This is a genomic window from Nocardia sp. MH4 (assembly GCF_019266065.1).
Taxonomy (GTDB): domain Bacteria; phylum Actinomycetota; class Actinomycetes; order Mycobacteriales; family Mycobacteriaceae; genus Nocardia; species Nocardia canadensis.
On record NZ_LPNR01000122.1, the window covers coordinates 13,682 to 26,980 of the forward strand.

Consider the following 13,299-nt stretch of genomic DNA (forward strand, 5'->3'; position numbering starts at 1 on the left):
GACGGATCCAACGCCGTGGTCAGCTGCTCGTTGAGCTGCTCGACAGACGGCACCGGCGGCAGGCTCGCGGTGTTCGTGGCCGCGGCCTTGGCGCTGGTGGTGGTCTTCGCGGCGGGCTTGTCACCCTTGTCGTCGCTGCACGCGCTCAGGCCAAGGGCCGCGACCACGGCCAGGCCCGCGATAGCGACACGTCCGGTCTTGCCAAACTTCATCCACTCGTCCTTACGTCGGGTCAGGAATCTTCGCCCTGCGGGCGACGGCACGAACCCGCGCCACACGACGCAGGCCTCGATGCCACGGCGGGGACGCTACCCAGCGATGGTGAGGAAACTCTGAGAACCCGGCAACGGTGGTCTGTGAGAGGCGTCCTCACACCAGGCGATGGCCGCCGTCGATATGTAGAACGGTGCCGGTGATGAAGGGGTTGCGCTGGACCGCGAGGAAGGCTTCGGCGATGTCGTCGGGGGTGCCCAACCGGCCCGCGGGGAGCCGGGCCGCCATCGCGCGGTGGCGCTCGCCTTTGTCGCTGGGGGCGAAGGCATCCCAGATCGGGGTGTCCACCCAGCCGGGCGAGACCGCGTTGACACGCAGCGGGGCGAGTTCCAGGGCGAGCGCGGCGACCAGGCCTGCCAGCGCGGCGTTGACCATGGCGACCAGCGATCCGCCCGGTGCGGGGCGATAGGCGGCGATGCCGGAGGTCACCGTGATCGAGCCGTGGTCGGCGACCCTGGCGTGCTTGGCAACGAGCGCGGGTCCGATCATCTTGGCCGCCACCACCTTCGCCGCGACCGCGGTGTCGAAGGCGGTGATCGGCTGGTAGGCGCCGGTCATGTCGGCGGCGGTGACGACGACGTGGTCGACGGTGCCGGTCTCGGCGAACAGCCGGGCGAGATCGGCTTCGACGGTGATGTCGGCGACGACGGTGCGCAGGGTGCCGGGGTGTGGGCCGAGTTCCTTCGCGGCCGCGGCGAGTCGATCGGCCGACCGGCCCGCGATGGTCACCTCGGCGCCGTCGGCGAGCAATCGGGCCGCCAGGGCCAGACCCATCCCCGAGCCGCCGCCGATGATCACTGTGCTGTTCTCACTCATACGGCCAGCTCAGCACCGGATCCGGGGAAACTCCATGTCCGACGGCCTAACCGGTGTTCGCCGATCTCTAACAGTCCTGGCCACACCAGGATTCGCCCCGGACGCGAGCGCACCGAGGTCCCCACGGTCCGCTCGTGTCCGGGCGCACCGATCAGCGCAGTGCGGCGACCGCGGCGACGAGCTGGGCCCCTGTCCGCGCGTCGGCGGCGGCGATCAGCCCGTGCGGGCCGGTGTGCAGCGGCCCGCCCGCCAGGTTGGTGACCGTGCAGCCCGCGGCCTCGCACACGGCGATGGCGGCGGCGAAGTGCACGCTGTCGCGCAGGTCTCCCCCGGTGACGTAGGCGGCCCGGCGGCCCGCCGCCACCCAGGCCAGCGCCAGCGAGGTCGACAGCACCCGCGCGTGGAACTCCCCCGCGAAGCCGGGCGCGTCGAACAGGCGCGAGGGGCTCGACCAGGGGAATTCGTGATCCAGATCGACATCGACGAGCCGGCTGTCGGCCCGGGGTAGCAGCGGCTGATCCGCGCCGTCGCTGCGTAGATAGGCGCCCTGTCCCGCCGTCCAGAACACCTCGTCGGTGAACGGATCGGCGACGGCGGCGACCCCGATGGCGGCGCCGGTGCGCAGCGCGACATTCACCGCGACGAACTCCGTGCCGACCGCGAAATTCCTGGTGCCACAAAGGGGGTCGACCAGCCAGGTGCGGTCACTGCGCGCCGCACCGGTGACTCCGGATTCCTCGGCGAGAAAGCGATCACCCGGACAGGCGGTCGCGAGAACATCGAGAATGGCCTGTTCGGCCGCGAGGTCTGCCTGGGTGGCGAAATCGTCACCCTCCTTGGCGTACCGGGTGAGCGGCGCGTGGAACGCGGACCGGATCACTCCCGAAGCGACTTGTGTTGCGTGAACTGCGATTTCAACATCCGAGTGGTGCACCGTCTCCAGGCTACGCACCCGCGAGATCACCTGTGGGCGAACGCGAACCGGCGGTCACATCGGTGCGCGCCACGGGCCTGTCGCGGTCGTGTCGGCCAGTGCGGCGTGAATCGGATGGCTGCTCGTTGCCCGCCACACCGCCACGTAGTCGACGGTGATCGGTCCGTCCCGCAGCGGGCGCCAGGCGAGGCCGGGATGGTCGCGGACCCGCTCGGAGCTCAGGCCGATCAGGTCGGTGCGATGCGGGAGCACCGCGAGCTGCTGGGCGTGCCCCATCGCGTGGTCGCTGAGCCGGATTCGCGCGCCGCGCGCGGCCAGCTCGGCGAGCAGCGCGCGGTGCAGACCGGGGGCGGCGTCGCGGGCGAAGAGCACCAGCTCCTGATCCGCGAGCAGCTCGGGCGTGATCTCGCTGGGCCGGGCGAGCGGATGCCGGGCGGACACCACGATGCCGAGCCCCTCGCGGGCGACCGGCCGGGCGAGGTACTGCTCGCCGAGCTCGATCGGCCCACGCACCAGCGCCAGGTCCACCTCGTCGGCGGCGAGCATGCGCAACTGGTCGGCGGTGGTGCCGCCGGTGAGGACCAGGCGCGCGCCGATCGCCTGGGCGAGCGCGTCGAACCGCGCGGGCAGCCACGGCGGCGCACCGTTGAGCAGCCCGAAGCGCGCCACCTGAGCGCCGTCGGTGCTCGCGCGCCGGGTCTCGCGCACGGCCGTCTCCGCGGCGGACAGGACGGCGCGGCCGGTGCGCAGCAGAGTCTGGCCCGCCGCGGTGAGCTCCACCCGCGGTTCCCGCGTCAGCAGTGGACCGCCGAGTTCGCGTTCGAGCACCCGGATCTGCTGGCTCAGCGTGGGTGTCGTGATGAACAGCCGCTCGGCCGCGCGCCGGAAGTGCAGTTCCTCGGCGAGCACGACGAAATACCGCAACTGCCGAAGCTCCACGCGTGCGACCCTACCGGCATCAGCGGGCCAGGTAGACGGCCAGACCGAGACCGAGCACACCAACGGTCACCCGCAGCAGCGTCGGCGGGATCACCTTGACCACCGGCGGCCCGCACCAGCCGCCGGCCAGCGCCCCCAGCGCCAGCGCCAGCGCCGCACCCCAGTGCACCGGACCGAAGGCCGCGAAGCCGACGGCGGCGACCAGATTGGCGATGCCGAGCAGGAAACTCTTCAGCACCGAAGCGCTCCACAGCGATTCGGAGGTACACAGCAGCATCATCGACAGATAGATGACACCGGCGCCCGCCCCGAAGTAGCCGCCGTAGGTGGAGATCAGCAGGATCCCCAGCGGCACGATCCACGGCGCGCTCAGCTCACCGACGTGGCGGCGCACCAACGGCTGCACCAGCAGGGCGATCGAGGCGATCGCGACCAGGAACGGCACCACCACCTCGAAAGCGCCGTCGGGGGCCACCAGCAACGCCAGCGCACCCAGTAGCCCGCCGATCGCCGAGAGCACCGCCCAGCGCACCAGCGTCCGCCCCCGCCCGACGAGTTCGCGCCCCGAATTGGCCGTCGCGCCCACCCCGACGGCCACCATCGCGACCGTGTTGGTGACATTGGCGGCCACCGGCGGCAACCCGGCCGCCAGCAGCGCCGGATAGGAAACGATCGAGGCCATCCCGGTGACGAACCCCACCAGACCGGTGAAGAATCCCGCGACGACCAGCAAGAAGAAGTCGAGCGCGGTCACGGACCGACTGTACGGTACGCCCACACGGCAGTAACTCGGGCCTCAGACCAGCGCGCTCACCCTCCGGGCCACTAGCGCTCGGGTGCGATCGGCGGGCGCGGCGGCCAGCCCCGGGGTGCCGATCGCCGACCGCAGGACGCCCAGACCCACCAGCAGCGCCCCGAGCAGTTCGGCCCGCAACTCCGGATCGGGGCCGTCGAGGCGGTCGGCAAACTCCGGGAGACAGCCGTCGCAGCGCTGGGCGCGCACCTGATCGCGCACCGTGTCGTGGCCAGTGGAGCGCGCCCGCCTCGGTCATCCTCGGCGTCTGTGGTCCCGGTGGGATGCCGGGCCGAATCCACTGGGACGACCCGCACCTGCGCGAGCGCTATTCGGGCACCCGCGCGGCCATGCAAGCCTCGCGCGGCAACGATCTGCTCGGCGCGGCGTTCCCGCGCCGCGACCCCACCCGCTATGCGCTCTACAACCGCTGTTGGCGCGCACCGCCATGGCGCGGCCGCTGTCACTCCCGCAGCGGCTGCTGACCAACGCCGCTGCTGCCGTGTTCGGGCACTCGGTGCGCACCGCGGTCCCACCGCTGGCCCGCTTCCTCGACGCACCGCCCGCCGAGCCGGTGAGCGCGTTCCGGCGGCGGACCCGGCTCCCCTTGACAGGCAAGGACTTCGACCCGGTGAACGCCGATCGCCTCGACGCCGTCACCCGGGCGCTCGTGGACTGAGCGGACGACGGCGGGCGCCGTGCTCACGCACGACGCCCGCCGAAATACCTGTGGCGCTGATGGCCTCAGCTCACCAGCCGCGCTCGGCGAGACGGTGGGGCTGCGGGATCTCCTCGACGTTGATGCCGACCATGGCCTCGCCCAGGCCGCGCGAGACCTTGGCCAGCACGTCCGGGTCGTCGTAGAAGGTGGTGGCCTTCACGATGGCGGCGGCGCGCTGCTCGGGGTTGCCCGACTTGAAGATGCCGGAGCCGACGAACACGCCCTCGGCGCCGAGCTGCATCATCATCGCGGCGTCGGCGGGGGTGGCGATGCCACCGGCGGTGAACATGACAACCGGCAGCTTGCCGGTCTGGGCGACCTCGCGGACCAGCTCGTACGGGGCCTGCAGTTCCTTGGCGGCCACGAACAGCTCGTCCTCCGACAGCGAGGTCAGGCGGCGGATCTCGGCGCGGATGGTGCGCATGTGGGTGGTCGCGTTGGACACGTCACCGGTGCCGGCCTCACCCTTGGAGCGAATCATGGCCGCGCCCTCGGTGATGCGGCGCAGGGCCTCACCCAGGTTGGTGGCGCCACAGACGAAGGGGACGGTGAAGTTCCACTTGTCGATGTGGTTGGCGTAGTCGGCGGGGGTGAGCACCTCGGACTCGTCGATGTAGTCGACACCGAGGCTCTGCAGGATCTGCGCCTCCACGAAGTGGCCGATGCGGGCCTTGGCCATCACCGGGATGGAGACGGCGGAGATGATGCCGTCGATCATGTCCGGGTCGCTCATCCGGGAGACGCCGCCCTGGGCGCGGATGTCGGCCGGAACCCGCTCGAGCGCCATGACGGCCACCGCGCCGGCGTCCTCGGCGATCTTGGCCTGGTCCGGGGTGACCACGTCCATGATCACGCCGCCCTTGAGCATCTCGGCCATGCCGCGCTTCACGCGGGCGGTGCCGACGGTGTTGGTGGTCTCAGGCGTAGTCACGGCTGTCTCCTGTGTCATGTGCGCCAATCAGGTCGCTCGTTATGGACACCGTCGATTCTAGAACCGTCCGAAATCGGTCTTCATAGCCAGTTGAGGTCCACTGGCCTTGCCACGACCAGCGACGATGCCGCCACCACCTGCCGCTGGCCTGCTCCGGTGGCCCGCCGGACAGCACGCGTCGTCCCTACCACGGTCGGTGCCGGTGACGAACGTCATGACCTCGACGCCCGGCGTGGTGGGTCGGATCAGGGTGCGGCGCCGAACTCGACGTGGACGTCCGAGGCACCGCGCAAGGTCGCCACGGCGGCCGCTTCCGCGCGCACCTGCGCGCGCAACCGGGTGCTCATCGACCGGAACGCGGTGACGGTCAGCGTCAGCGTGCGCCCCTTCTTGCGGGGCCGCCAGATGCCGGCGACGTCCCCCTCGGCCAGCACCACGCCGGGCGCCCCGGCCGTCTTCCATACCGCGCGGTGGTGTGCCGGGTCGACGATGGTCGCCCGATCACGCAGCTGGAGGTAGGGGTCGCTCGGCGGGAGCAGGCGCACTCCGTGCGCGGTGACCGGGGATCGCAGATCGTCCAGGTCGTCGGTGTGGATCCACGCACGCCGCCCCTCGACCTCGACCGGCGTGAGTTCGTCCCGCGCCGCGGCCCACCACGGGTCCACCTGACCGGCGTCGATCCCCAGCCAGGTGGCGAAGTCCTTGCGCGTGGACGGCCCGTAACACCGCAGGTAGCGGCGCAGGAGCGCGGACCGCGCCGCGTCGGGTTCGGTCCGTGGCGGCGACGCTCCCAGCCATTCGCCGAGCAGGACGAACGGCGCGGTGTTGTCGCTACGCGGTGCCAGGCACACGAGACCACGCAGCGTCAGAATCCGGACGCAGAAGTGCACGACGGCCTCCCCCAGCGGCTGGTTCGCGCCGTACGGGCCCGGCGCCCGCCAATCCGCGCGCCGGGCGGGCGACAGCGTGCGCGCGAGGCGCCCGGCGATGTCGCGGCCGAGATCGTCGATCGGCAGCGCACGGTGGGCGAGCACCGGCACGAGTTGGTCGGCGACGCGCTCGACGATGTCGTCCAGGCCGAGATCCAGGGTGCGCAGGGCCGGTTCGACACCACCGATCAGCCGCAGTCGCGCCGCCTCCGTGGTCGGCAGGACACCGGTGGTGAAGACGGGCAGGTCGGCGGTCGGGAAGAAATACGGCGCACCGCGCATACACCACGTCTGCACCAGCGACTTCTCCGTGCCGACCAGGTGCTCGAACCGTGCGACGGTGACGTCCTCGGCGCGGGCGTGCAGGGCGAGCAGCGCCGATCCCGGCGGACTGTTCTGCACGGCGCACGCGCCGGCCACCGCGAGCAGATCCCGGCTCCGGGTCAGCAGGTGATGGGCGCGGAGCCGGAAACCGACCACATCGCCGAGCGCGACACCGACCGAACCCCGACCAGTCGCCACCGATCGCCTCCCGCCGCGTTCCAGGACGACCGGCCGCCCGATCGTGTCAGCGGATCGAGCGTACGACGTGCTCGGTGTCGTCCGCGGCAGCCGCGGCGGCCTCGGCCAGCAGTTCGTCGAGGTGATACGGATAGACCGCCTCGCCCTGATCGTCGAGGGCACGGATGTCGGCCGGGGTGCACCAGCGATGGTCGGTGATGGTGCGGCGCTCGAGCGCGTTCAGGGCCGCCGGGCGCCATTCGAAGCTCGGGGCGCGCAGGGTGAAGAACAGTTCCTCGGACCGGATGAGCTCGCCGTTGAACGGGAACACCGCCACTCGGCGCCACAGCGGGCCACGCAGCGCCGCCGGATCGACCCGCTGACCGGTTTCCTCGTACAACTCACGCACCGCGGCATCGCGCAGGCTCTCCCCCGGCTCGACGCCGCCGCCGACGGTGAACCAGAACGCCACCTCGGGCAGCATCGGATCGTGGCCGCGCAGCAACAGCACCCGGTCCTGCTCGTCGAGCAGCACCACGCGGGCGGAGGTGCGGGTGGTGTTCACCTCGAGGCCGGTCGCCGCGGCGGGCGTGGCCCGCTCGGTGATCTCGAAGTAGTGCGGCAGCGGCGCGGTACCGCCCAAATGCAGTACCCGCACCGGACGACGGGTGCGCAGCGCGAGGGTGTCGCGGACGGCGTCGTTGTGGAAGCGTCGCGCGATCAGCACCCTGGCCTCGGCGTCGGCGAGTTCGGCGACCAGCTGGGGACGCAGCTGGTCGATGTCGACCAGGCTCAGCGCGGCGGAGAGCTGGTTCTCGACGGTCTCCCGGTCACCGCGATCGGCCCGCTCGGCGCGATCGGCCAGGGCGGCGAGCTGGGCGGCCCGTTCGCCGCGGCGCGAGTCGGTGCTCACCGGCCCGGCCATGGCCATGGCCACCGCCCGCGCCACCACCGCGCGCCGGGCCAGCGCCGCGTCGAGCGCCTGCCAGGATTGATCCGAGCGCACGTGCAGCCGGTCGAGCCGGTTGGCCGTGGAATACGCCCAGACACCGAGCGCGAGGACGAGCAGGGCGATCAGCCCGAGAACGAGGACCGAGGTCGCGGAAAAGGTGATCATCCGGCGGCCCGCACCCGGAGATCGCCGACGGTGACGGTCTCGTAGACCCGCAGGATCTGCTCGGCCACCACGGGCCAGTCGTAGGCGGCGACCACCTGGGTCGCGGTGCGCACCAGCCGCTGCCTGGTCTCGTCGTCGGTGAGGACGGTGTCGATCGCGGTGGCCAGGGCGGCGGAATCGCCGACGGGGGTGAGCAGGCCCGCGGTTCCGTCGCGCAGCACCCGGCGGAACGCGTCGAGCTCGCTGGCCACCACCGGGGTGCCCGCGGCCATCGCCTCGATCAGGATGATGCCGAAACTCTCGCCGCCCAGATTCGGCGCGACGTAGACATCGGCACTGCGCATCGCGGCGGCCTTCTCCGCGTCGGAGACCTGCCCGAGGAAGCGCAGATGCTCCGCATGCGGGCCCGCCTCGCGGCGCAGCCGGTCTTCGTCACCGCGCCCGACGATGAGGATCTGCACGTCGGGGTGCCGGTCGATGAGGGTGGGCAGCGCGCCGAGCAGCACGTCCATGCCCTTGCGCGGCTCGTCGAAGCGACCGAGGAACAGCACCGTCCTGCCCGCGCGCGGATAGCCGTCGAGCAGCGGACCCCGGGCGAACGCCGAGACGTCGACCCCGTTGGGGATCTCCACCGCGTCCGAGCCGAGTGCTTCCACCTGCCAGCGACGGGCCAGCTCCGAGACGGCGATGCGGCCGTTGATCTTCTCGTGGTACGGCCGCAGCACCCCCTGAAAAGTGCTCAGCACCAACGATTTCGTGGTCGAGGTGTGGAAGGTCGCGACGATCGGGCCCTCGGCGATCTTGAGCGCGAGCATCGACAGGCTCGGGGCGTTGGGCTCGTGGATGTGCAGCACGTCGAAATCGTTGCTGTCGATCCAGCGCCGGATGCGGGTGTAGGCCATCGGGCCGAACGACAGCCGCGCCACCGACCCGTTGTACGGAATCGCCACCGCGCGGCCCGCCGACACCACGAAGTCGGGCAGCGGCGTGTCGTCGGAGGCCGGCGCGAGCACGCTCACCTTGTGTCCGCGTTCGAGGAAGACCCGGGCCAGCTCGACCACATGGGCCTGCACACCGCCGGGAACGTCGAACGAGTACGGGCAGACCATGCCGATCTTCACCGCGGGCCCCCTGTCTGCGCGGCGGAGATCCGCGCCCGCCGCTCGGGCGACAGATCGGCCTCCCACAGCGGTTGCAGCATGTGCCAGTCGGCCGGATGCTCGGCGATATTGGCGGCGAACCGGTCGGCCAGCGCCTGGGTGGCGGCCGCGACCCCACCGGAGACATCCAGCGGCGCTTCGGTTTTCAGCCCCCAGCCCTCGGTGCCGTCGGCTTCGACGGTGAACCAGCCGTGCACCGGCATCAGCGCGGCGCCGGTCTCGATGGCCAGCTTGGCCGCGCCGGCGGGCATCCAGGTGCGCTCGCCGAAGAAGTCGACCGGCACCCCCTTGCCGGTCAGGTCACGCTCGCCCATCAGGCACACGATCCGGTTCTGCCGCAACCGGTGCGCGAGCTGCCCGAACGGCGGCTGCTCGCCACCGGTCAGCGGGAACACCTCGAAGCCCAGGCTCTCCCGGTAGGCGACGAACCGCTCGAACAGCGATTCCGGCTTCAGCCGTTCGGCCACCGTGGTGAAGGTGTCGTAGTGCTGCACCAGCCACACCCCGGCCATATCCCAGTTGCCCGAGTGCGGCAGCACGAAGATGACGCCGCGGCCCCGTTCCAGGGCCGCGTCGAGGTGTTCCAGGCCGTCGACGTAGTAGTCGATGGTGCTGTGGTCCATGCTGGGCAGGCGGAACGCCTCGCGCCAGTACCGGGCGTAGGAGCGCATACTCGCGCGCATCAGCTCGGCCGGGACCGCCTCGGGTCCCACCCCGAGCACCCGGGCGAGGTTGCGGCGCAACTGCTCCGGTCCCCCGCCCTTGACCGCCCGGTCGGCGCCGAGATCGAACACCTTGCGCACCAGCGGTTCCGGTGCCGACCGCACCAACCGCCAGCCCGCGGCGTAACCCAGATCGCTCATCCGCTCGGTGAGGCTCACGACGCCGCACCTCCGGCCGCGTCGGGCTGCGGCGTCGGCGGGATGACGGTCCGCGCGCCCGGCGAGTTGCGCACCGCGAGCACCCGCTGGAAGACGGTGACGACGCTGGCCACGACCAGGATCCACATGGCGACGTAGACGGCCCAGGTGAGCCACTCGATGCCCCAGTGCCCGCCGATGCCGGTGAGCCCGGCGCCGACCAGCACGATGACCAGTCGATCGGGCCGCTCGATCAACCCGCCGTCGGCGGACAGGCCGCTCGCCTCGGCGCGCGCCTTCGCGTACGAGATCACCTGCGAGGTGACCAGCACGACCAGCGTCGCCGCGAACAGCTCCTTGCTCTGCTCGTGGTAGACCGCCCACCACGCCAGGCCGCCGAAGATCGCGCCGTCGGCGACCCGGTCGCAGGTGGCGTCGAGGACGGCGCCGTACTTCGTGCCGCCCCCGCGGGCCCGCGCCATCGCCCCGTCCAGCATGTCGAACATGACGAACAGCCAGATGACCATGGTTCCCCAGAACAGGTGCCCGGTGGGGAACAGCGTGACCGCGGCGGCGATCGTCGCGGTGGTACCGATCAGTGTCATCGCGTCCGGGGTGAGCCCGGTACCGACGAGCGCTTTGCCCAGCGGCGCAGTCGCTTTCGCAAACGTCTGGCGGCCGAAGAAGCTGAGCACGGTTGTTATTCCTCCCACGCCTCCGCCAGCAGCTGCCGCGTCTCGCGCAACAGCTGAGGCATCACCTTCACCCCACCGACCACGGTGATGAAGTTCGCATCCCCACCCCAGCGCGGCACGATGTGCTGGTGCAGGTGGTCGGCCAGCGAACCACCGGCCACACCGCCGAGGTTGAGCCCGACGTTGAATCCGGCGGGTCGCGAGACCCGCTTCATCACCCGGATGGCCCGCTGCGTGAAGGCCATCAGCTCCGCGCTCTCGGCGGGCGTCAGATCCTCCAGGTCGGCGACCCGGCGGTACGGCACCACCATCATGTGCCCTGGGTTGTACGGGTACAAGTTGAGCACCGCGTAGACCTGCTCGCCGCGGGCGATGATCAAGCCGTCCTCGTCGGACATCTTCGGGATGTCGGTGAACGGGTGACCGGTGGCGTCCTTGGGCTTGACCTCACCGGTGATGTAGGACATCCGGTACGGCGTCCACAGCCGCTGCAGCCGGTCCGGCTGACCGGCGCCCGCGTCGATGATCGACCCGGCCTCCGAGGCGATGCTCTCACTCATGAGGACGCCTTCGCCGCGCCGACGACCTCGAACCCGTCCGCGGTGGGCGAGACGTTCGCCCGGTTGGCGATCCAGCTCAGAATGGTGGCCACCGCGTCGTCGACCGGCACGCCGTTGACCTGGGTGCCGTCGCGGAAGCGGAAGCTCACCGCGCCCGCCTCCACGTCGCGCGCGCCGGCCAGCAGCATGAACGGCACCTTCTGCGCGGTCTGGTTGAAGATCTTCTTCTGCATCCGGTCGTCGCTGCGGTCGACCTGGGCGCGCACGCCCGCGTCCTGCAGCCGCTCGATCACCGCGTCCAGGTGCGGGGCGAAGTTCTCCGCGACCGGGATACCGACGACCTGCACCGGCGCGAGCCAGGCCGGGAACGCACCGGCGTAGTGCTCGGTGAGCACACCGAAGAACCGCTCGATCGAGCCGAACAGGGCGCGGTGGATCATCACCGGACGCTGCTTGGTGCCATCGGAGGAGGTGTATTCCAGGTTGAACCGCTCGGGCAGGTTGAAGTCGAGCTGGATGGTCGACATCTGCCAGGTGCGGCCCAGCGCGTCCTTGGCCTGCACGGAGATCTTCGGGCCGTAGAACGCGGCGCCGCCCGGGTCGGGCACCAGGTCCAGGCCGGAGTCGGTGGCCACCTTGCGCAGGGTCTCGGTGGCTTCCTCCCACAGTTCGTCGGAGCCGACGAACTTCTTCGGGTCCTTGGTGGACAGCTCGAGGTAGAAGTCGTCGAGGCCGTAGTCGCGCAGCAGCGAGAGCACGAACTGCAGCGTGGTGGTCAGCTCCGCGTGCATCTGCTCCTTGGTGCAGTAGATGTGCGCGTCGTCCTGGGTCATGCCACGCACCCGGGTCAGGCCGTGGACCACACCGGACTTCTCGTAGCGGTACACCGAACCGAACTCGAACAGCCGCAGCGGCAGTTCACGGTAGGAGCGGCCCCGCGCGCGGAAGATCAGGTTGTGCATCGGGCAGTTCATCGGCTTGACGTAGTAGTCCTGGCCGGGCTTGCGCACGGTGCCGTCCTCGTTGAGTTCGGCGTCGAGGTGCATGGCCGGGAACATGCCGTCGCGGTACCAGTCGAGGTGACCGGAGACCTCGAACAGATGCCCCTTGGTGATGTGCGGGGTGTTGACGAACTCGTAGCCGGCGTCGATGTGGCGCTGGCGCGAGTACTCCTCCATCTCCTTGCGGATGATGCCGCCCTTGGGGTGGAACACCGGCAGGCCGGAGCCGAGCTCGTCGGGGAAGCTGAACAGGTCCAGCTCGAGGCCCAGCTTGCGGTGGTCGCGGCGCTCGGCCTCGGCCAGCAGGTGCAGGTACTCGTCCATCGCCTCGGTCGATTCCCAGGCGGTGCCGTAGATGCGCTGCAGGTCCTCGCGGTCCTGGTCACCGCGCCAGTAGGCGGCCGAGCTGCGGGTCAGCTTGAAGGCGGGGATGAACTTGGTGGTGGGGATGTGCGGGCCGCGGCACAGGTCGCCCCAGAGCTTCTCGCCGGTGCGCGGGTCCAGGTTGTCGTAGATGGTCAGCTCGTTGCCGCCGACCTCCATGATCTCCGGATCATCGATACCGGACTTGTCGCTGATCAGTTCGAGCTTGAACGGCTCCTTCGCCAGTTCTTCCCGCGCCTCGTCGATCTCGACCACGCGACGCGAAAAGCGCTGCGCGCCTTTGATGATCTTCTTCATCCGCGATTCCAGCTTGGCCAGATCCTCGGGGGTGAAGGGCCGGTCGACCCGGAAGTCGTAGTAGAAGCCGTCCTTGATCGGCGGGCCGATGCCCAGCTTGGCGTCGGGGAACTCCTGCTGCACCGCCTGGGCCAGCACGTGCGCGGCCGAGTGCCGGATCACGCTGCGGCCGTCCTCGGTGTCGGCGGCGACGGCCTCGACCTCGACGTCTTCGTCCGGGATCCAGGACAGATCCTTGAGCGCGCCCTCGGTGTCGCGGACCACCACGATCGTGTTCGGTCCCTTGGTGGGCAAGCCCGCCTCACGCACCGCCGCGCCCGCGGTAGTCCCGGCCGGCACCCGGACGAGGGCGACAGGGCTGATCGGTGCAGAGGTGGTCACGGGGATG

The 13,299-nt window shown here is 70.6% G+C and carries 14 protein-coding genes and 2 pseudogenes; 2 read left to right on the forward strand and 14 right to left on the reverse strand.

The window, feature by feature from the left end; all coding sequences use genetic code 11:
* The 6 genes and pseudogenes from ATM97_RS34620 to ATM97_RS27625 all read right to left on the reverse strand — a co-directional run.
* Positions 1–212 (reverse strand): annotated as a pseudogene (locus tag ATM97_RS34620) (hypothetical protein); the annotation flags it as partial.
* Positions 213–369: 157 nt separating this feature from the next.
* Positions 370–1,089, reverse strand: a complete 720-nt coding sequence (locus ATM97_RS27605; RefSeq protein ID WP_218721123.1) for an SDR family oxidoreductase — start codon at positions 1,087–1,089, stop codon at positions 370–372.
* A 151-nt stretch (positions 1,090–1,240) separates the two neighbouring features.
* The gene (locus ATM97_RS27610) at positions 1,241–2,053 is read right to left on the reverse strand and encodes an inositol monophosphatase family protein (RefSeq protein ID WP_308248647.1); all 813 of its coding nucleotides are present in this window, start codon (positions 2,051–2,053) and stop codon (positions 1,241–1,243) included.
* Between the two features lie 24 nt (positions 2,054–2,077).
* On the reverse strand, positions 2,078–2,962 hold the full coding sequence (locus ATM97_RS27615) for a LysR family transcriptional regulator (protein ID WP_218721124.1): 885 nt from the start codon (positions 2,960–2,962) through the stop codon (positions 2,078–2,080).
* Positions 2,963–2,981: 19 nt separating this feature from the next.
* Positions 2,982–3,716: a sulfite exporter TauE/SafE family protein gene (locus ATM97_RS27620; RefSeq protein ID WP_218721125.1), complete on the reverse strand. Its 735-nt coding sequence runs from the start codon at positions 3,714–3,716 to the stop codon at positions 2,982–2,984.
* A 42-nt stretch (positions 3,717–3,758) separates the two neighbouring features.
* Positions 3,759–3,986, reverse strand: a pseudogene (locus tag ATM97_RS27625) (hypothetical protein); the annotation flags it as partial.
* Between the two features lie 53 nt (positions 3,987–4,039).
* Between ATM97_RS27625 and ATM97_RS27630 the strand changes: the two are divergent.
* Together ATM97_RS27630 and ATM97_RS27635 are read left to right on the forward strand one after the other, a co-directional pair.
* A complete protein-coding gene (locus ATM97_RS27630; RefSeq protein ID WP_218721127.1) occupies positions 4,040–4,240 on the forward strand; it encodes a hypothetical protein in 201 nt (66 codons plus the stop codon).
* Positions 4,204–4,434, forward strand: coding sequence for a hypothetical protein (locus tag ATM97_RS27635; protein WP_218721128.1), 231 nt, complete (start codon positions 4,204–4,206; stop codon positions 4,432–4,434). The genes ATM97_RS27630 and ATM97_RS27635 overlap by 37 nt, the downstream gene beginning before the upstream one ends.
* Positions 4,435–4,504: 70 nt before the next feature.
* On the opposite strand, the gene pdxS is transcribed toward ATM97_RS27635, so the two are convergent.
* From pdxS to thrS, 8 genes are all read right to left on the reverse strand, one after another.
* Entirely contained in the window at positions 4,505–5,425 is a 921-nt protein-coding gene (gene pdxS, locus ATM97_RS27640; protein ID WP_218721129.1) for a pyridoxal 5'-phosphate synthase lyase subunit PdxS, read from the reverse strand.
* A 227-nt stretch (positions 5,426–5,652) separates the two neighbouring features.
* Positions 5,653–6,858, reverse strand: a complete 1,206-nt coding sequence (locus ATM97_RS27645) for a winged helix DNA-binding domain-containing protein (RefSeq protein ID WP_218721130.1) — start codon at positions 6,856–6,858, stop codon at positions 5,653–5,655.
* Between the two features lie 46 nt (positions 6,859–6,904).
* Positions 6,905–7,951: an NUDIX domain-containing protein gene (locus ATM97_RS27650; protein WP_218721174.1), complete on the reverse strand. Its 1,047-nt coding sequence runs from the start codon at positions 7,949–7,951 to the stop codon at positions 6,905–6,907.
* Complete coding sequence (locus tag ATM97_RS27655) at positions 7,951–9,075, reverse strand: glycosyltransferase family 4 protein (protein ID WP_218721131.1); 1,125 nt, start codon at positions 9,073–9,075, stop codon at positions 7,951–7,953. The genes ATM97_RS27650 and ATM97_RS27655 overlap by 1 nt, the downstream gene beginning before the upstream one ends.
* A complete protein-coding gene (locus tag ATM97_RS27660; protein ID WP_218721132.1) occupies positions 9,072–9,995 on the reverse strand; it encodes a phosphatidylinositol mannoside acyltransferase in 924 nt (307 codons plus the stop codon). Before ATM97_RS27660 ends, ATM97_RS27655 begins: the two co-directional genes overlap by 4 nt.
* Positions 9,992–10,669, reverse strand: a complete 678-nt coding sequence (gene pgsA / locus ATM97_RS27665) for a phosphatidylinositol phosphate synthase (RefSeq protein WP_218721175.1) — start codon at positions 10,667–10,669, stop codon at positions 9,992–9,994. Before pgsA ends, ATM97_RS27660 begins: the two co-directional genes overlap by 4 nt.
* Positions 10,670–10,674: 5 nt before the next feature.
* Positions 10,675–11,229, reverse strand: coding sequence for an HIT domain-containing protein (locus ATM97_RS27670; RefSeq protein ID WP_218721133.1), 555 nt, complete (start codon positions 11,227–11,229; stop codon positions 10,675–10,677).
* Positions 11,226–13,292, reverse strand: coding sequence for a threonine--tRNA ligase (thrS, locus tag ATM97_RS27675; RefSeq protein WP_218721134.1), 2,067 nt, complete (start codon positions 13,290–13,292; stop codon positions 11,226–11,228). The genes ATM97_RS27670 and thrS overlap by 4 nt, the downstream gene beginning before the upstream one ends.
* Positions 13,293–13,299: the final 7 nt, after the last annotated feature.

Coding starts and splice junctions, on each gene's coding strand:
- ATM97_RS27605 (WP_218721123.1), bottom strand. CDS start 1,089: ATGAGTGAGAACAGCACAGTGATCATCGGCGGCGGCTCGGGGATGGGT.
- ATM97_RS27635 (WP_218721128.1), top strand. CDS start 4,204: ATGGCGCGGCCGCTGTCACTCCCGCAGCGGCTGCTGACCAACGCCGCT.
- pdxS (WP_218721129.1), bottom strand. CDS start 5,425: ATGACACAGGAGACAGCCGTGACTACGCCTGAGACCACCAACACCGTC.
- ATM97_RS27630 (WP_218721127.1), top strand. CDS start 4,040: ATGCCGGGCCGAATCCACTGGGACGACCCGCACCTGCGCGAGCGCTAT.
- ATM97_RS27670 (WP_218721133.1), bottom strand. CDS start 11,229: ATGAGTGAGAGCATCGCCTCGGAGGCCGGGTCGATCATCGACGCGGGC.